Genomic DNA, 17639 nt, shown 5'->3' on the forward strand with positions numbered 1-17639 from the left:
CTATGTTTCTCTTTGCTTATTGCTACGCAAATTTGCGCTAGCACTACTATTTTTAAAATTGGTTGCTATCGACTCAGGGTCAATATTTGGTAATTGTTCGGGAGCAAAAAAACTCAATACAAGGCAACTATGTGCCGAAACGTTGATAGTCGATTCAGTGATGTTTTTTTGTTCAATACTGTCTTCTTCAGCGGTACTGATAAGTTGTTGCCAATAACCTTGCAGTGCAGGTAATTGGTAATTAATTTCGCAGGGGTGCGCGTTAAATATAATGAGCAGAGCGTCGTCTTGTTCTGCTTGCGCTGATAATTCAGTATCTAGATCATCTGTTTGTGCTAACAACATGGCAAAGCACTTTATCTCTTGGTCATGCCAGTCGCTGGCTCGCATATACTCACCACGACAGTTCAACCAGTCGATATCCTTTAAGCCCGTTTTCTTGGAAATTTGCTGGCCATGATGATAGTGACTTCGATTTAATAACGGATGCTGCTTTCTCAGCTTAATTAATTGTTGAACAAAGGTTAATTGAGCATTTTCGATAGAGTTATGAGCAGTTAATACTGACCAGTCTAACCAGGACGTTTCGTTATCTTGGCAGTAAGCATTATTATTACCTGATTGACTGTTACCTATCTCGTCTCCGGCGAGCAACATAGGTGTACCTTGAGCGATAAAAAGCGTGGTTAGTAGATTACGCTTTTGACGAGCCCTTAAACGGTTAATAGTGGCATTGTCTGAAGTACCTTCATGGCCAAAATTACAGCTGAAATTGCTGCCGTGACCATCACGGTTATTTTCTCCATTGGCTAAATTATTAGGTGTTTGATAACTGACTAAGTCTTGTAACGTGAAGCCATCGTGAGAAGTTATAAAATTAACACTGGCACTTGGTCGTCTTCCGGCCTGTTCGAAGATGTCGCTTGAACCATGTAAACGAGCGGCAAATTCTGGCACTATACCTTCATCACCACGCCAAAAGCGGCGACACGTATCGCGGAACCTGTCATTCCATTCTAAACAACTCTTATCAAAGCGACCTAGTTGATAACCATCATGACCAATATCCCAAGGCTCGGCGATCAATTTTGTTTGTGCTAAAACGGGGTCTTGTTTTATAGCGGTAAAAAAGGCATTTTTGCTATTAAAGTGTGGCGCTTCTCTACCTAGTATTGTTGCTAAGTCGAAACGAAACCCGTCAACGCCCATTATTTCAACCCAATAGCGTAAACTGTCGGTAACTAACTGCAATACGCGTGGATGGGCAATATTTAGAGTATTACCACAACCAGAATAGTTTTCGTAAAAACGTTGGTCTTGAGGTTGTAAGCGATAATAGCTAGCGTTGTCTATGCCTTTATAACTTAATGTTGGCCCAAGCTCATCGCCTTCAGCGGTATGGTTGTATACAACATCAAGAATGATCTCTATGCCATGTTGATGGAAAGTTTCCACCATGGTACGAAATTCTGTTATACCGTCTTTAGCACAATAATTCGAATGAGCAACAAAAAATGAAACGCTGTTGTAGCCCCAATAGTTACTGAGCTTTTTTTGTTCAACAAATGCTTCATTTAAAAACTGATGAACGGGCATTAATTCTATGCTGGTAATACCTAATTCAACGAGATAATCAATAGTGCTTTTTTGTGTTAAACCGGCAAATGTGCCTTTTAGCTCTATAGGTATGTTAGGCTGCTGAGCGGTAAAGCCTTTTACGTGCATTTCATAAATAATGCTATCACGTTGGCGGACTCTAGGGTGGCTTGTACATGGCGTTGGTAAGGTTGTGTCTATTACGACACATTTCGCCATATCCTTAGCATTGTCTCGCAGGTCTAATGTTAAGTCTTGCTGTAGAGATTTATGCTGCTGCTCGCTTTGCTGTTCGGTATTTTGTTGGTACGAATAGTGTAAAGGCGAGTTTTTTACTTCACCTTGCAAGGCTTTAGCATATGGGTCGAGCAATAGTTTTGCAGGATTAAAGCGATGTCCTTTGTGTGGTTCAAAAGGACCATAAACGCGGTAACCATATAAACTACCCACAGGTAAATTTTCGACAAAGCCATGGAATACGTCATCAGTATATTCCGGCAGTATAATGCGCTGAATTTCATTTTCACCACTTTCATCAAACAAGCATAACTCGACTTTTTCTGCATGAGCAGAAAATAGCGCAAAGTTAGTTCCGGTTGTTTCACTTGCATTAGTACTGCTAACAAATGTAGCACCTAGAGGAAAGCAGCGGCCTGATGAAATGGTAAATTGACTCACAAGGTTAACAAGCTCCTTGTAAGTTAAACATTACTGTCGCCATTGGTGGAATCGTAACCGTTATGCGATGTGGTTGACCCTGCCACGGTAAATTTTCACTAGTGATATCAGTGAAATTACCTTGGTTAGAGCCAGAGTAAATGGCTAAGTCGGTGTTTATTAACTCTTGATAGCGACCGGCATTTGGTACACCAACATTAAAATTATGATGTACTTCGCTGGTAAAATTACACACTACGATAACTGCTTGCTCTGGCTTATCACCGAAGCGAACAAAGCTATAAATTGATTGCGCAGCGTTTTCATGGTCTAACCAAGCAAAACCTTCGGCTTGGCAATCTTTTTGGTAAAGCGCTGGGGTATTGGTATAAACGTTATTTAAATCTTTAACTAAGCGCTGTACACCGCTATGCCAATGTATATCAAGTTGATGCCAATCAAGTGCTTGGTCATGATTCCACTCTCGTCCTTGAGCGAATTCACAGCCCATAAATAATAATTTTTTACCCGGATGCGCCCACATAAAACCATAATATGCGCGCAGGTTTGCAAATTGTTGCCAAGCATCACCTGGCATACGTGCAATAAGTGAGCCTTTGCCGTGTACAACTTCGTCGTGACTTAGTGGTAAAACAAAGTTTTCATCAAAGGCGTAAACTAGACCGAAACTTAATTCATTGTGATGGTGTTGACGATGAATAGGGTCACGCTTCATGTACTCTAAGCTGTCGTTCATCCAGCCCATATTCCATTTATAGCCAAAACCTAAGCCACCATTATCGGTTGGACGAGAAACTCCTGGCCAAGACGTTGATTCTTCCGCGACTGAGAAAGTACCAGGGTAAAGCGCATACAATTCTTCATTAAAACGTTGTAAAAAATCTACTGCTTCTAAGTTTTCACGACCACCATCTTTGTTCGGGATCCATTCACCTTCTTTACGGCTGTAATCTAAGTACAACATAGAAGCAACTGCATCAACGCGAATGCCATCAACATGGTATGTATCAAGCCAGTGCAGGGCACTTGCCCGTAAAAAGTTTGCCACTTCAACACGACCGTAATTATAAATCAGTGTATTCCAATCAGGGTGGTAGCCTTGGCGAGGATCGGCGTGTTCATATAAATGACTACCATCGAATTGAGCTAAACCATGAGGATCACTAGGAAAATGTCCCGGTACCCAATCAATCAATAAACCTAATTTGGCTTGATGGCATTGGTCGACAAAATATTGGAAGTCAGCTTGACTGCCAAAGCGCGAACTTGGCGAAAATAGTCCAACCGGTTGATATCCCCATGAACCATCAAATGGAAACTCACTGACTGGCATTAATTGAATATGAGTAAAGCCCATTTCTAATGTGTAGGGAATTAGTTGGTCGGCAATTGTGCGATAGTTTAAATATTGATTATTCTCGTCACGTTGCCATGAGCCAAGATGTACTTCATATATTGAAATAGCGGCGTTGCGCGCATTACGTTGTTCTCGCTCTGCAAGCCACTGTTTATCGTGCCAAGGGTATTTATTTTCGTTTGCAACAACAGAAGCCGTATCTGGCCGATACTGCGCTTGAATACCAAAAGGATCTGCTTTGGCTGGTTGTAAATTACCGGCACTATCTTTGATTTCAAATTTATATAAAGCACCTGCTTTAGTATTAGGGATAAAAATAGTCCAATAACCGCTTTTTTCACCATGAATAGAAGCATTTTGCATTGGATGGCAGCGACCGTCCCAGTGATTAAAGTCGCCAATAACACTGACATGGCTTGCGTTAGGTGCCCAAACGGCAAAGCTACAACCACTCACTTGGCGGGCTGAATTTGTTGGTAGCTGCGTTAAGTGGGCTCCCAGTTTTTTATAAGCACTTTGATGATTACCTTCACGTAATAAGTGTAAGTCTAACTCACCTAGCACTAGTGTTGATGCAAACGCAAAAGCGTCATCGTAAATAACGCTTTTCCGTTCGCCACTGTTATTGACAGTTACACGTAATTGATAATCAAAGTGCTTTTTTCTACGTAACTTTAGTGAATATAAACCATGGTCTGACAGCGATTTTAATTTACCGAGTGATTTCTGCGTTTTGTAATCGAGAATTTCAATCGAGCAACTATTGTTAGCTGTTGATAAATTAGGCTTAACAACCGTGATCACCAAGTAGCCAGTTTTAATATCAGGGTGTAAACCCAAAATATCATGTGGCGCTGGATGACTAGCGTGCAATAGGCTAGTTGTATCACGAGTTGTTATTGCCATTTTCTATCCTTAAATTACCTTTGCCTAATATCAATATTTAACCGTTTTAGGTGCCATTAATTATTTTGTAGCGACGGTTTTTGTTAAATGCCAAATGTTCCGTACATAATCTTCAATCGAGCGATCCGAATTAAATTTACCCATTAATGCGGTATTTAAAATCGCCATTTTTGCCCATTGCTTTTGGTTCTTGTATGCAGCATCGAGTGCTTGGTGTGCATTCGAATAGGTTTGAAAATCAGCTAGTACTTTGTACGGATCGCCACCGTCTAGGAAACAGTGTTTAACAGCTGATAATTCACCAGGTTTACCCGGTGTGAAGTAGTCACTATCTAACCAATCTAAACAAGCGCGAATTTCGGCATTATTTTCATAGTATTGGTAAGAGTTATAACCCTTTGCGTCTAACGCTTTAACTTCATCAACTGTTAAGCCGAAAATAAAGATATTGTCGTCACCAACTTCCTCGGCAATTTCAATATTGGCGCCGTCAAGCGTACCTATGGTTACGGCACCATTTAGCGCTAGCTTCATATTACCCGTACCAGAAGCTTCTTTACCTGCAGTTGATATTTGTTCGGAAACGTCGGCTGCAGGTATAATTTTTTCTGCCAAACTAACGCGGTAATTTGGTAAAAATACTACTTTTAACTTGTCTTGAATGCGGACGTCATTATTAATCTTTTCAGCAATTTTATTGGTCGCGTAGATGATCTCTTTCGCCAACTGGTAACCAGGAGCGGCTTTAGCACCAAAAATGAATACCCGTGGCTGCATATCAAGCTCTGGATTTGCTAGTAATCTACGGTATAGTGCAATAATGTGTAATAAGTTCAAATGTTGACGTTTGTACTCGTGTAAACGTTTAATTTGCACATCAAAAATGGCATCTGGGCTAACAGTTACACCCGTAAGTGTTTTAATTTCTTTGGTTAAAGCAATTTTATTTTGGTGCTTAATGGCCATAAACTTTTTCTGAAATGCTGCGTTATCAGCAAATTTTTCTAGTTCATTTAGGCTATTGAGGTCTTTTGCCCAGTCACCATCAATTGTTTTATCAAGCAACTCAGCTAATAAAGGATTACATGCTTTTAACCAACGACGTGGCGTTATACCATTGGTAACATTTGTTAATTTTGTTGGCCAAAGTTGGTTAAACTCTGGGAATAAGTCTTTTTTAACTAAATCTGAATGAATTTGAGCAACACCATTTACCTTGTGCGAAGCCACAACACAAAGGTGTGCCATACGTACTTTTCGGTCATGACCTTCTTCAATTAGTGATAAACGGGCACGCATATCATCATTGTTCGGCCAAAGCGCATTAACTTGCTGGTTTAAAAACTCTTCATTAATACGGTAAAGAATGGTTAAATGACGAGGTAATACACGCTCAAATAGCGATACAGACCATTTTTCTAAAGCTTCAGGTAAAAGCGTATGGTTGGTATAAGCAAATACTTTTTGACAAATGCCCCATGCGTTATCCCAGTCGATATTGTGCACATCAATTAATGTACGCATTAGTTCTAGAATAGCGATTGTTGGGTGGGTGTCGTTTAATTGAATGGCAACTTTTTCACAAAATGTCGACCAGTTTTTACTGTCGCTAATTAAACCATATTGATTTTCAAAGCGGGCGATAATGTCTTGTACTGAACATGCACAGAAGAAGTATTGCTGTACAAAGCGCAACTCTTTGCCAGCGTCATGTTCATCATTTGGGTAAAGCACTTTTGAAACGGTTTCAGCCGCTACTTGTTGCTGGTGAGCATTTAAATAGTCGCCATTGTTGAATTGTTCCCAACCAAAAGCACTGTCGGCACGACATTCCCATAAACGCAGAGCATTGACGGTTTGAGAGTTGTAACCAACGATTGGCACGTCCCAAGGTACACCTTTAAGCATTTTTCCTGCATGCCAAACTGCTTTAGTTGTACCGTCAGCTTGTGCTATTTCCTCAACATGGCCATACAATGGGATAGTTTGGCTTGACTCAAGACGGCAAATTTCCCATGGACTACCAAATTCACGCCACATATCAGGCGTTTCTATTTGATGACCCTCAACAAAGCTCTGCTTAAATAAACCGTGCTGATAATGTACACCGTAGCCCATGGCGTTGTAATCTAATGTTGCTAATGAGTCTAGAAAACAGGCTGCTAAACGACCTAAACCGCCATTACCTAGTGCAAGGTCGGCACCTTCTTCACATAAATCAGCTAATTCAAAGCCTAATTTTTTTAAGGCTTTTTCGGTGTTAGTGTACAAACCTAAATTATGTAAATTGTTTGAAAGTAAACGACCCATCAAATATTCAAGCGACAAATAGTTAACCGATTTAGCTTCACTTTGATGTTGGCGTTGTTTAGTGCTTTGTAATTTTTCAACGATTAAATCGTTAAGAGCGAGCGAGGTTGCCCGCCAGTAAGCTGGTTTTTGGTTAGCATGACTTTGTTCACTAAGGGTGAACTGCAAGTGATGTTCAATACGTTGGCTAATGTCAGTAACACTAATTGACTGATTTTTTGTTGTTGATTTTGCTTTAGCCGGTGCTTTTGTTTTGGTAACCATATAACTACAAACTCTTCTATCGGACAGTGGTATGTCGGTAAACCTTCCCTTTATTATTAAAGATAAAGTGAAGATACGGCATGTTTGTTCTTAATCCCTTATTGAGACAACATGTAATTGATGGAGCTACCATCACGTTATAAATATATTTTTGTTTTCTTATCTAGTGATTCACTTTACGTGTCGTTTGATAAGAGAACGGTTAATTTAATTGATGAATTAATTATGCCGATGTCTGGCAGTAGAGCAATGAACTACATACGTATGCACAGCAGATAATTTTGATATAGTGCATGCATACGTATGTATTTTTATGCAAAAGATGAAGTTAAAATTGTTGGCACAGGTCTATTAATGTAATTGGCTAAATTCTACTGTAGTTATAATGTTTTAAATGCTTACTTGTAGCGGTTTTGCTGTATTCTTGTACGAGTTCATCGCCAATTAAATTATGTACTTAGCTGAAATGCTCAGTTAAGATGAAAGAAGAATTTTCACTTATGGGTATGCTGTGAAATCAAAACAAACATCATTTGATATTGCTTATCGTGCTGGCGTTTCTCAATCGACAGTATCTAGGGCATTGCGAAATAGTCCTTTAGTTAATGAAGAAACACGTAAGCGTGTACAGGAAATTGCTAAAGAGTTAAATTACAAAGTTGATAAAAATGCCAGCAGTTTACGAACTCAGCAAAGTGGTACTATTGCTTTGTTATTGTTTGAAGATCCTACCAATGACGACTCGTTAATTAACCCATTCTTTTTATCTATGCTGGGAAGTATAACCCGTGCTAGTGCGAAAAAAGGCTATGACTTATTGGTGTCATTTCAACAAATGAGCAATGACTGGCATGCCGATTTTGAAGATACTCGTAAAGCAGACGGTATTATTCTATTGGGCTATGGCGATTACACAGATTACGAAGAAAAATTGGTGCAACTGATCAAACAAGAAACACATTTTGTTCGATGGGGGGCGGATGTTAAAGACCTATCTGTGGTCTCGGTAGGTTGTGACAATTTTCATGGTGGTTATCAAGTAACTGAACATGTTATTAAGCAAGGACGTAAGAACTTTGCTTTTCTAGGTGGCGTTACGACTGGTTCTCCTGAATTTTTAGATAGGTACAACGGCCATTGTCAGGCATTAAAAGATAACCAGCTTAATGTTGATGAGCATTTACAAATTGATGCTGTCTCTACTGATGAGTCGGGTTATCAAGCAGCTCAACAGCTGCTTGCGACAGGTATTAACTTTGACGCAATTTGTGCAGCCAGCGATTTAATTGCTATAGGGGCAATGAGAGCAGTACAAGAGGCAGGTTATAAAGTACCAGAAGATATCGCTGTAGTTGGTTTTGATGATATTGCAACGGCAAGCTTTACCTTTCCTCCGATGACAACGGCAAAACAAGATACTGTGCTGGCTGGAGAGCTTTTGGTTGATAAATTATTGCAATTAGTTGATGGTGAAGAGGCTCATACTCAGCTTATGCCAACGACATTAGTGGTACGTAAATCGTGCGGAAGTTGATGTGATGTAAGTGCTAAATAGAGGTGGTTCTATATTTTAAAAAGGCGATTAATCAAATGATTAATCGCCTTTTTATTGCCATTAACTATGATAGTAATGCCGAGGAGACAGCGAGTATCATGGCTAACGCAAAAATAACCCTGATTGCACGTGCTTGTCTAGGTTTAGCAAATAGTGGTCGTAATATACCGCCTAAAAGCAACCATAAAATATCGACAATCGTGGCAACCAATAAACATGCAATTCCAGTTGCAATATAGCTCAAAGTATTTGTATCTAAGGGCAAAAGAAACTGTGAGAAAATTGCTAAAAATGCTGCGTAGGCTTTAGGGTTAAGTAGATTTAAAATGAAACCGTCTTTAAAATTTGGTGGGTTTAATGGCGCGTTTGTTAAGCCTACTGGCGCCGTTGCTATTTTATAGGCAATATAAAGTATGTAAGCAGCCCCAATAAATTGGCAGATAAGTTTCATCGTGGGGAAGGTTGTAAACAAACTGGCTAAACCTATGCTTGCACAAATTATCGCCACAGTTAACCCTGACAATATTCCCATTAAAAACGGTACCCCCCGACGTGTACCGAAGGTGGCACTTGTCGCTGCAAGGGCAAGTGGAGCAGGGCCTGGCGAGCCAAGCAAAAGGGCAGTTGTAGTTAGTAAAGTAATTAATGCTTCTGTCATTTTTAATGCTTAAGTTTGTTGTTATTTTTGATAGCTATATGTTGAAACATCGAAATCAACAGCGGCTTTATTATCACATTTTTTGCAGTTTAAAGATTCACCAAGCATTTTATCTCTTGTTGCTTTTTTTAGTACCCAAGGGCGATTAATAAAAGGCGGTTGATGACGGACATGTTGGAAATGGCCACATTGCAGCTTTGCAACCCAATGATGCTCTTCATCGGTATGAAAACCAATAATTATTTGAATCATAAACTCTTAATATTCAAGGCGTAGGTTAGCTTAAATTTTGAAATAGAATGACTAAGCTACCCCCCCCGGCTCCCAATGCATACCTTCGCATTCAGGTCTGCTCAGTATAAAACCAAATTTCTTATACAACGCAGGTACATCAGCAAGCAGGGTAATATAGGCACCTTCTGGGGCACTGACTTTAAGATAACGCATAATGTGTTTCATAATTAGTCGTCCTAAACCTTGACCTTGATATTGTGGGTCAACAGCAACATCAACGACTTCAAAATTCAATGCTCCATCGCCAACTACTCGGCCCATAGCAACAACTGTATTATCTACTATGATATGAACACCATAAAGGCTATTAGGTAAGCCTTTTTTTGCTGCTGCTTTTGGCCGAGGAGTTAAACCTGAAATTACTCGCAAGCGCAGAAAGTCTTCAAGTGGCGCTACATTTTCCAAAACATTCATGGTGGTATTGTTTTCCATTAATTAGCTAAAGTCTTTACTCATAAATTACACGCTTATTGAATCGTGAAAAAGTAATGAGTAAAGGTGAACAACACTAAAATCGATAGCTAGCTTCTACACTTACACCATTAATTTTGATATCACTGCCTAAGTTGAGAACGTCATAACCAATTTTCAAACCTATGCCCATATCGTATTGGTGCTTCCAACCTATAGAGTAACCAAAATCTGTGCCGTCATCACTATAAACGGTTTTATTATCATCAATAATATCAAAATCATACTGTAAGGCGTTGAGTTGAATATAAAAACTGTTACGTTTTGATATTAAGTACTGCGCTTTTGCACTGATCATTAAGGCATCGTAATCTAGTTTCGAGTCAGTAAATATATCAACAATACTGGTAAATGAATTACTGTCGCCATTTAAATAGCCTGCACCAACAGCAAAGTTTTCATTGATATGATATTGATATGACAAAGTATAGTGGGCAGTGGTGATATCATTTAATTCACGGGTATTATCATTATTTTCTGTGTCTATGCCGCTAAAATCAACTTGAACACCAATAACATGTGGTGATTCTTGAGCCAAAAGTGTCGATGAAGATAGAGAAAGAGCGAGTAATGAGAGTTTAAAAAATCGAGTCATAATACATCCTTATATAAAGTTAATTAAATGTTAACTTAAACTTTGTGTAGATGCTATGACTTTGTATTTCTTGTTTATTTTATAAACACAGACTTCGCATTTATTTTGTTTTTGTTGGCCTTTCATCATGCTTAATCATTTGACAAGTTTCTTCGTACCAAGGAGCACGTGATTGCCAAAAAATATTCCGTTGTGGTTTTATATTAATATCGTCGTCTAATGTACCGGCAGGAACAACAATGTTACCACCGCCTTGTGTTGCCCATGGTAGCGAAGAACCACAGCTTTTACAGAAACAAGTTGCAAAATATTGCGTATCGGGAAGTTCAAAACGACCGATTAACTCGGCACCACTGAGCCATTGAAACTGCTCAGGTAGAACGAAAAAATTTGCTGCATGTGCGCTACCTGTAAACTTTCTACAACGTGAGCAATGGCAATATTGAAATACTTTAATTGGTGCTTGAACTTCGTAGGTTACTTGCCCACATAAACAGCTACCTTTCATAATTCATCCTCAATTAAATATAGGTTTATATAATTTTTTAAAGTTAGCTGTCGGCAGTTTCTAAGCCAATTTCGGCAGGGCGACCATCTTCATGATTAACGTAATAAACGCCACATTGATCATTAAAGCTATAGCCATTTGGGTATACTTTGCCTATTCGGCCTGGTCGAGTTGTAGAAACACCACTTGGAATACTGCGTTGATTACCTCTACCACACCAATCCACATCACATATTGCAGAAGCGCTAGAAAAGCTAACAGCATCTAAGCTAACGATATAACGAAACCCTCTTGTCCAGTTACCAATAGGGTAGCCCGCGAATAAGCTAATATTAACCCCTTCGACTGTTAAAGAACTCGCGCCAGATGTTTGGTTATTAACAATTGCTTTGGCGTAAATCATTTCTGCACCGCTTCTCATCGCTCCCTGCATACCTTCAAGTGTTGCGATTTTTGCATCTTTTCTTAGGTCAATAAATTTGGGGGCAGCAACTGCAGCAAGAATACCCAATATTACAATAACAACAACCAATTCTATTAAGGTAAAACCTTGATACTTTTTCATTTTTTTCCTTAAAATTATAAGTATTCGCAGTAAAGTTTATGACTTTTAAACTGCTACTATCCCATATTAGAGAATGTTAAAAAAGAAAAAGGTTAGAACAGGCGTCGTTACTTTATTCACTATTGCAATAAAAAAGCCTGCATGATGCAGGCTTTATAGTTTTAATGGATGTTGTATTTTAACTTTTGAAATTAACAGGTTAGGTAAGTGTTATACCTCGGTTATGGCGTTGTTGGCTTCTAGTTCGTTATCAGACTCACTGTCTTTTACAAAATACACCGACAATGCGCCTAGCAGCATTGAAGCGCCAGCTAACATAATTATATAAATCGCTTGGTTTTCGAAAATGGCACTTAATATCCAGCCTGCAAATAGACCTGAAACAATTTGTGGCGCGGCAATTGTAAAGTTAAAAATGCCCATATAAACACCGGTTTTACTTGCCGGCAATGAGCCCGCTAATATTGCATAGGGCATTGCTAATATTGCTGCCCAGGCCATACCAATACCTATCATAGGTATAAATAGGTCAACAGCGCCTTGTGGTACTTCAACAGAAGTAATAAGCAAATTGACCACAGTTGGCTCTGAGTTGGTAATAAAATAAAAGCTTAAATAGCCGAAGCCACCAGCCAATAAAGAAATAGAGTAGATAAGTTTACGACCAAATTTGTTAGCAAGTTTAGTTAAAAACAGCGAAAAAATAGCCGCAAATAAAGAATAGCCAGCAAACAATATACCAACCCAGTCACCTGCAGCGCCTTTAGCAGCGGCTATGTGCTCTGGAATACCTCCAACACTGTCAATAAAGTCAGGATCGAACCATTTAGCATCTATGCCCCAAACATTTTGCGCAATGGCTGGCATGGTATAAACCCACATAATAAATAATGTGAACCAAGAGAAAAATTGTACAACCGCAAGTTTTTTCATTGTTTCAGGCATAGTGGTCAATAGCTGCCAAAATGCTGATAGCTTTTCCGTTAGTGTTTTTACTTGCGCTTGTTCTTTGGCAACAGCGTCTGCATCCATGCCCTTGTATGCGTAGTACTGTTCAGGTGGGTGCTCTTTAGTTCTAAAAACCGTCCAAAGTACACAAATCATTAATACTGATGCACCAATATAAAATGCCCATGTAACTGATGGCGCCACTTTGCCAGCTTCAGCGGTATTTTCAAGGCCAATAACGTTAGTCAGTACGAAGGGTAAAATAGAACCGATAACGGCACCGACATTAATTAAAAATGCTTGTATTGAGTAACCAAGATTTCGCTGGTTCGCAGGAACCATGTCTGAAACAATGGCGCGAAATGGTTGAAATGCCACATTAAATGCCGCATCCATCAAGGCTAGCATTAAGCCACCAAATAGCATTGGCGTAATTAGTTCGACAAATAGCGGAGCATTGGGCATTAATGACATACCAAAAGCTGCAACAATTGCACCAGCTAAAATATATGGGCTGCGTCGACCAAAACGATTCCAAGTGCGGTCTGAAGCTGAGCCTACTATAGGCTGAATGATTAGACCCATAACAGGTGCAACTAACCAAAATAGCGACAAGGAATGTAGGTCTGCACCTAAATCAGATAAAATTCTACTAACGTTAGCGTTTTGTAATGCAAAACCAAATTGCACCCCCAAAAAGCCAAAACTTAATGTCCAAATTTGCCAGAAACTTAGCTGTGGTTTTGTGCTCATAAATACACTCTTATTGTTGTAATTTCTGCGTTAATTACGGTGTTACCTGATATGTTTTTATCGAATTACCGAACTATCGCAACGTAAATTACTTAGCATCTTAGCAATAGTCTTAACTATGCAACATCAGTTGCATACGTATTCACCATGATGTCGATTGCTTGTTCGATTTGAAATGTGACGCTTTATACTTGTTCATTAGCGGTTTGATCAAGCCACTGTTGTTCGGTTATCGCGTCAGATTCGTTGTTGAGTCGGTCGACAAACGTTATACCATCGAGGTGATCAAGTTCATGTTGAAATATTCGAGCAATAAAGTCGCTTAGGGTTTGTAGGTGCTTTTGTCCTGTTTCATCAAAGTAACTTACTTTAATAACAGTGTACCTTGGTACAAGTGCACGTTTGTTTTTTACACTTAAACAACCTTCCCAGCCCAATGCTTGTTGGTTATTTGTTGAGATGATTTCAGGGTTAATTACCACAGTTAACGGTAACAAGGGGGCATTAGGGTAACGTTCACTTGGTGCCGAGCACATTAAAAACACACGTAAGCTCTTGCCAACTTGTGGCGCGGCAATACCAACACCACTTGCATTATTCATCGTGACGGTAAGATCGTTAATTAGCTGCTTTATATCTTTCGCGTGTATGTTTTCAACTGCGAGTGCTATCTGGCTTAGTACTGGCGCTCCGCGCTGAATTATGGGCAATATACTCAAGAATTTAATTCCTTTAAGGACTTATCCGCGTTGGTATTTATAAGCTTGGTATTTTTTCGGTAATAAAACCAACTCACAACAAATAAAATAACAATAAACGGTAAACTGGTAATAACAACAAAGTGCCAACCGGCTTTGAAAAGCACCCAGCCAGCGAGTAACGATGCCGTCGCTTGAAAGCCAAAAATGATAAAGTCATTAATAGCTTGAACTTTATGTCGCTCGGAAGGGCGGTAGCTTTGTGGCAGTAAAGACGTGCCAGTTAAAAACAAAAAATTCCAACCGATACCAAGTAGAATGAGCGCCCACCAGTAATGTACAACTTGTTCGCCAGAAAATGCTACTAGTGTGACTAATGCATAAATAACTGTGCCTAGTAGTAATAGAGTCTTTAATCCGACACGCTTTACCAGCCACGCAGTAAATAATGATGGAATGAACATCGCCGCAATATGACTTTGTATTACCCACTTGGTATCACTTAAACTATGACCGTGAATATGGTGCATACTGAGCGGTGTTGCGGTCATTAAATAGCTCATTAAAGCAAAACCTATCGCAGCGGAAAGAATAGCGATAACGAAGATAGGTTGCTTAATAATTTCAGCTAAAGGCCTAGCTTCACCTTGATTTTCGTTGCGATGAATTTCAGGGTTCTTAAAGTTAACCATAAGCAACATAGCAAGTATGAACAAGCCGGCAAGAAACAGAAAAGAGCCCGCATAACCATGTGGTGAACTTAGCCAGTCTTTCGCGGTTACTGCTATCTCAGGGCCAAGAAAGGCAGAAAATATACCGCTTAGCATTAATATTGATAGCACAGTTGGTACATCTTTGCTGTTGCTAACACTTTCAATAGCGGCAAAACGTAATTGTTGGATAAATGCAGTACTTGCACCAAAGAGTAAACTGGCAAAAACAAAAATTTCAAAACTTGCTTTTAATGCTGAAAACATCGCCAGTAGCGTGCCTAGTAAGCCAATACTAAACCCGGTATATGTGGCAAAACGTCGACCTTTGGCCTTCGCTAAAAGAGCCGCGGGAATTGCTGCACTTGCAACACCAAGGATCATCACAGTTACCGGTAACGTTACCAAAGCAGGATCAGCGCCCATACTGGTTGATAAGATGCCACCAATAAAAACAATAACGGGTGAGGCTGCCATGACAAGTGGCTGAATTAAAAACAATAACCAAATGTTTTTTGGTAGTTTAAACATTCGTTGTAAAGCAATAAATGTGCAGAACAATAACACTAGAGTGATAAAGATGTTTAATAGCATTAAATGTCCTTAGTAAGAAAGATATATTGATACGTGATAAATCAACACTTTAATTGCTAACCATGATACTGAATTTTTGCTGGTTTAGGTGAAATTAGAGACCCGAATGGTAAAGAAAATCTTTTTAATTAATGATTATAAAATTTTATAGCCAATGCTAAACTTGCTTTTTTCATACTGTTTGTTGGCTCAGTAAGGCGTTTATTTGTCTTAAAAGTTATTGGCTTCACCAGTATGTGTTGTATTTATTGCAAGTTTAAAGAGTCACAATGAAATTTAGTCCGTTAGTTCAAGAGCTTATTGATTCACTCAAATGTTTACCGGGTGTTGGTGCAAAGTCAGCACAACGTATGGCATTTCACTTACTAGAAAGAAATCGCAAAGGTGGAAGTAAGCTTTCGAAAACCTTAGGGCGTGCTATGGAAAATATTGGTCATTGCCAACAGTGTCGAAATTTTACCGAAGAGGCTTTATGCGATATTTGCCAGAGTTCAAAGCGAAAAGTTGCCACGCAGTTATGTATTGTTGAAACACCTGCTGATGTGATTGCTATTGAACAAACTGGAGAATTTCAAGGACGCTATTTTGTTTTAATGGGCCATTTATCACCACTTGATGGTATTGGCCCAGATGATCTTGGCTTAGATGTGTTAGAACAGCAATTAGCAACAGGGCAATTTAATGAAGTGATTCTAGCGACTAATCCTACGGTAGAGGGTGAGGCTACAGCACACTTTATTGCTGAATTAAGCCAAGCTTATAGTGTCAATATTTCGCGTATTGCGCATGGTGTTCCAGTTGGCGGTGAACTGGAATATGTTGACGGTAATACCTTGTCACATGCACTGTCTGGACGTAAAAATTACAACTTCTAATTTGAGAAAAAATCAGAAGTTTTATTACTAGGTCGTCTGGTTTTTTATTGTCATTTTGATTATGGCTTTTAATTTGTATAAATAAGGAAATATCAGTTTCAATGATTAATTGGCAAAAAATTAGCGTATTAATGAGTTTTTTTCTAGTTGTTGGCTGTAGTACAAAAAACCAGATTACTCATGTTGAGCAACCAAGTTCAATTATTAATTACAAGAAGAATTCAGCTGAATCCTTACGTTTTTCAAACCTTTACCCCAAGAAATATGATTACCCTGTTACTTGTGAAGAAAATTGTTATCAGCCTTCACCGCTGGTTGAATGTGAATCTCCCGCAGAAAATTGTCGCTATATTGGTGAAAATTTACCAATTAAGTTAAATACTGAACTCACCATTCGTTGGCTTGGTCATGCCAGTTTTTATATCGAAAGCTTAGACGGTACTCGGCTGTTACTTGACCCAGTCAGTAAACAATTTGATTGGCCGGTTGATTTAGCATTTAAATTGGCTGTTGGCTTTTATCGCAATGAGCCGCGTTGGTTAAAGAATGAAGAAATAGCAGATGTAGATGCAGTTCTTTATTCTCATATTCATTATGATCATTTCAGCAAAAGCGATATTGAAACCATAGGCAATAATGCAGAATATTTCACGCCATTAGGGTTTGGAGAGCACTTTCCTGATGATGGTTATCGTATTAATGAAATGTCATGGTATTCGAAAAAATCATTAGCAGGTTTTGAAATAAACTTTGTACCAGCACACCATTTTAGTAACCGTATCTGGGTGCCTTTTTTATATGAAGATAATGACGCCACACTATGGGGCGGTTGGGTGATAGAGCATAAAGGGCAAAAAATATTCTTTGCTGGTGATACCGGTTATTCGGATCATTTTAAAGATATTCAACAACGCTATGGCGATATGGACGTGTGCCTATTGCCAATAGCCTCATACTTTCATCCTGAAGACGGCGAATGGTATCGCTATGTTCATACGACCCCTGAAGATGCACTTCTTGCTGCCGAAGATTTAAATTGTAAAGTTATGGTTCCCTGGGGCTACGGTAATAACAGTTGGAAAATGGGTGACCGCAGCTCGCATTCACCATTACTTCGATTATTAAAAATGCATAAACAACTGAACTCGATAGTTCCTTTGCACATTCTTAATGAAGGCGAGGAAGTGAGCTTTTAATAGCAGACCAAAGTTAAACTCAAAAGGCAATAAAAACCACTGCTTGCACTGTTATACCGATTGAGTTTAGTTTCTTTAGTAAATCTTTTTATCTACATGAGTAAAGCG

The 17639-nt window shown here is 39.1% G+C and carries 15 protein-coding genes; 3 read left to right on the forward strand and 12 right to left on the reverse strand.

Annotation, left to right across the window (positions count from 1 at the left end):
* From glgX to AC27E9_RS09550, 3 genes are read right to left on the reverse strand one after another with little or no spacing between them, the layout of a single operon-like run.
* A complete protein-coding gene (glgX, locus tag AC27E9_RS09540; protein ID WP_487129554.1) occupies window positions 1-2274 on the reverse strand; it encodes a glycogen debranching protein GlgX in 2274 nt (757 codons plus the stop codon).
* Between the two features lie 4 nt (window positions 2275-2278).
* Complete coding sequence (gene glgB / locus AC27E9_RS09545; RefSeq protein WP_487129556.1) at window positions 2279-4537, reverse strand: 1,4-alpha-glucan branching protein GlgB; 2259 nt, start codon at window positions 4535-4537, stop codon at window positions 2279-2281.
* A 60-nt stretch (window positions 4538-4597) separates the two neighbouring features.
* Entirely contained in the window at window positions 4598-7111 is a 2514-nt protein-coding gene (locus AC27E9_RS09550; protein ID WP_487129558.1) for a glycogen/starch/alpha-glucan phosphorylase, read from the reverse strand.
* Between the two features lie 511 nt (window positions 7112-7622).
* On the opposite strand from AC27E9_RS09550, the gene AC27E9_RS09555 reads away from it, so the two are divergent.
* Complete coding sequence (locus tag AC27E9_RS09555; protein ID WP_487129560.1) at window positions 7623-8645, forward strand: LacI family DNA-binding transcriptional regulator; 1023 nt, start codon at window positions 7623-7625, stop codon at window positions 8643-8645.
* Between the two features lie 85 nt (window positions 8646-8730).
* On the opposite strand, the gene AC27E9_RS09560 is transcribed toward AC27E9_RS09555, so the two are convergent.
* The 9 genes from AC27E9_RS09560 to AC27E9_RS09600 all read right to left on the reverse strand — a co-directional run bounded on the left by AC27E9_RS09560 (window position 8731) and on the right by AC27E9_RS09600 (window position 15460).
* Window positions 8731-9324 (reverse strand): LysE family translocator, encoded by a 594-nt coding sequence (locus tag AC27E9_RS09560; RefSeq protein WP_487129562.1) that lies wholly within the window; start codon window positions 9322-9324, stop codon window positions 8731-8733.
* A gap of 21 nt (window positions 9325-9345) precedes the next feature.
* Entirely contained in the window at window positions 9346-9576 is a 231-nt protein-coding gene (locus AC27E9_RS09565) for a DUF3565 domain-containing protein (RefSeq protein WP_487129564.1), read from the reverse strand.
* 51 nt (window positions 9577-9627) lie between these two features.
* Window positions 9628-10050: a GNAT family N-acetyltransferase gene (locus tag AC27E9_RS09570; RefSeq protein ID WP_487129566.1), complete on the reverse strand. Its 423-nt coding sequence runs from the start codon at window positions 10048-10050 to the stop codon at window positions 9628-9630.
* 76 nt (window positions 10051-10126) lie between these two features.
* Window positions 10127-10684: a porin family protein gene (locus tag AC27E9_RS09575; protein WP_487129568.1), complete on the reverse strand. Its 558-nt coding sequence runs from the start codon at window positions 10682-10684 to the stop codon at window positions 10127-10129.
* 100 nt (window positions 10685-10784) lie between these two features.
* Entirely contained in the window at window positions 10785-11192 is a 408-nt protein-coding gene (locus AC27E9_RS09580; protein WP_487129570.1) for a GFA family protein, read from the reverse strand.
* 43 nt (window positions 11193-11235) lie between these two features.
* On the reverse strand, window positions 11236-11757 hold the full coding sequence (locus AC27E9_RS09585) for a type II secretion system protein (protein WP_487129572.1): 522 nt from the start codon (window positions 11755-11757) through the stop codon (window positions 11236-11238).
* Window positions 11758-11967: 210 nt separating this feature from the next.
* Window positions 11968-13458, reverse strand: a complete 1491-nt coding sequence (locus AC27E9_RS09590; protein WP_487129574.1) for an MFS transporter — start codon at window positions 13456-13458, stop codon at window positions 11968-11970.
* Between the two features lie 185 nt (window positions 13459-13643).
* Window positions 13644-14177, reverse strand: coding sequence for a peptide deformylase (def, locus tag AC27E9_RS09595; RefSeq protein WP_487129576.1), 534 nt, complete (start codon window positions 14175-14177; stop codon window positions 13644-13646).
* Complete coding sequence (locus AC27E9_RS09600) at window positions 14174-15460, reverse strand: MFS transporter (RefSeq protein WP_487129578.1); 1287 nt, start codon at window positions 15458-15460, stop codon at window positions 14174-14176. The genes def and AC27E9_RS09600 overlap by 4 nt, the downstream gene beginning before the upstream one ends.
* Window positions 15461-15729: 269 nt before the next feature.
* Between AC27E9_RS09600 and recR the strand changes: the two genes are divergently transcribed.
* Together recR and AC27E9_RS09610 are read left to right on the forward strand one after the other, a co-directional pair.
* A complete protein-coding gene (gene recR / locus AC27E9_RS09605) occupies window positions 15730-16335 on the forward strand; it encodes a recombination mediator RecR (protein ID WP_487129580.1) in 606 nt (201 codons plus the stop codon).
* Between the two features lie 101 nt (window positions 16336-16436).
* Entirely contained in the window at window positions 16437-17531 is a 1095-nt protein-coding gene (locus tag AC27E9_RS09610) for an MBL fold metallo-hydrolase (RefSeq protein WP_487129582.1), read from the forward strand.
* The last annotated feature ends 108 nt before the right edge of the window (window positions 17532-17639 follow it).

Source organism: Colwellia meonggei (assembly GCF_057537295.1).

Bases quoted from the DNA above. Each gene is read 5' to 3' on its own strand.
- glgB (WP_487129556.1), bottom strand. From the start codon at position 4,537: ATGGCAATAACAACTCGTGATACAACTAGCCTATTGCACGCTAGTCAT.
- AC27E9_RS09550 (WP_487129558.1), bottom strand. From the start codon at position 7,111: ATGGTTACCAAAACAAAAGCACCGGCTAAAGCAAAATCAACAACAAAA.
- AC27E9_RS09560 (WP_487129562.1), bottom strand. From the start codon at position 9,324: ATGACAGAAGCATTAATTACTTTACTAACTACAACTGCCCTTTTGCTT.
- AC27E9_RS09565 (WP_487129564.1), bottom strand. From the start codon at position 9,576: ATGATTCAAATAATTATTGGTTTTCATACCGATGAAGAGCATCATTGG.
- AC27E9_RS09570 (WP_487129566.1), bottom strand. From the start codon at position 10,050: ATGGAAAACAATACCACCATGAATGTTTTGGAAAATGTAGCGCCACTT.
- AC27E9_RS09575 (WP_487129568.1), bottom strand. From the start codon at position 10,684: ATGACTCGATTTTTTAAACTCTCATTACTCGCTCTTTCTCTATCTTCA.
- AC27E9_RS09580 (WP_487129570.1), bottom strand. From the start codon at position 11,192: ATGAAAGGTAGCTGTTTATGTGGGCAAGTAACCTACGAAGTTCAAGCA.
- AC27E9_RS09585 (WP_487129572.1), bottom strand. From the start codon at position 11,757: ATGAAAAAGTATCAAGGTTTTACCTTAATAGAATTGGTTGTTGTTATT.
- AC27E9_RS09590 (WP_487129574.1), bottom strand. From the start codon at position 13,458: ATGAGCACAAAACCACAGCTAAGTTTCTGGCAAATTTGGACATTAAGT.
- AC27E9_RS09600 (WP_487129578.1), bottom strand. From the start codon at position 15,460: ATGCTATTAAACATCTTTATCACTCTAGTGTTATTGTTCTGCACATTT.
- recR (WP_487129580.1), top strand. From the start codon at position 15,730: ATGAAATTTAGTCCGTTAGTTCAAGAGCTTATTGATTCACTCAAATGT.
- AC27E9_RS09610 (WP_487129582.1), top strand. From the start codon at position 16,437: ATGATTAATTGGCAAAAAATTAGCGTATTAATGAGTTTTTTTCTAGTT.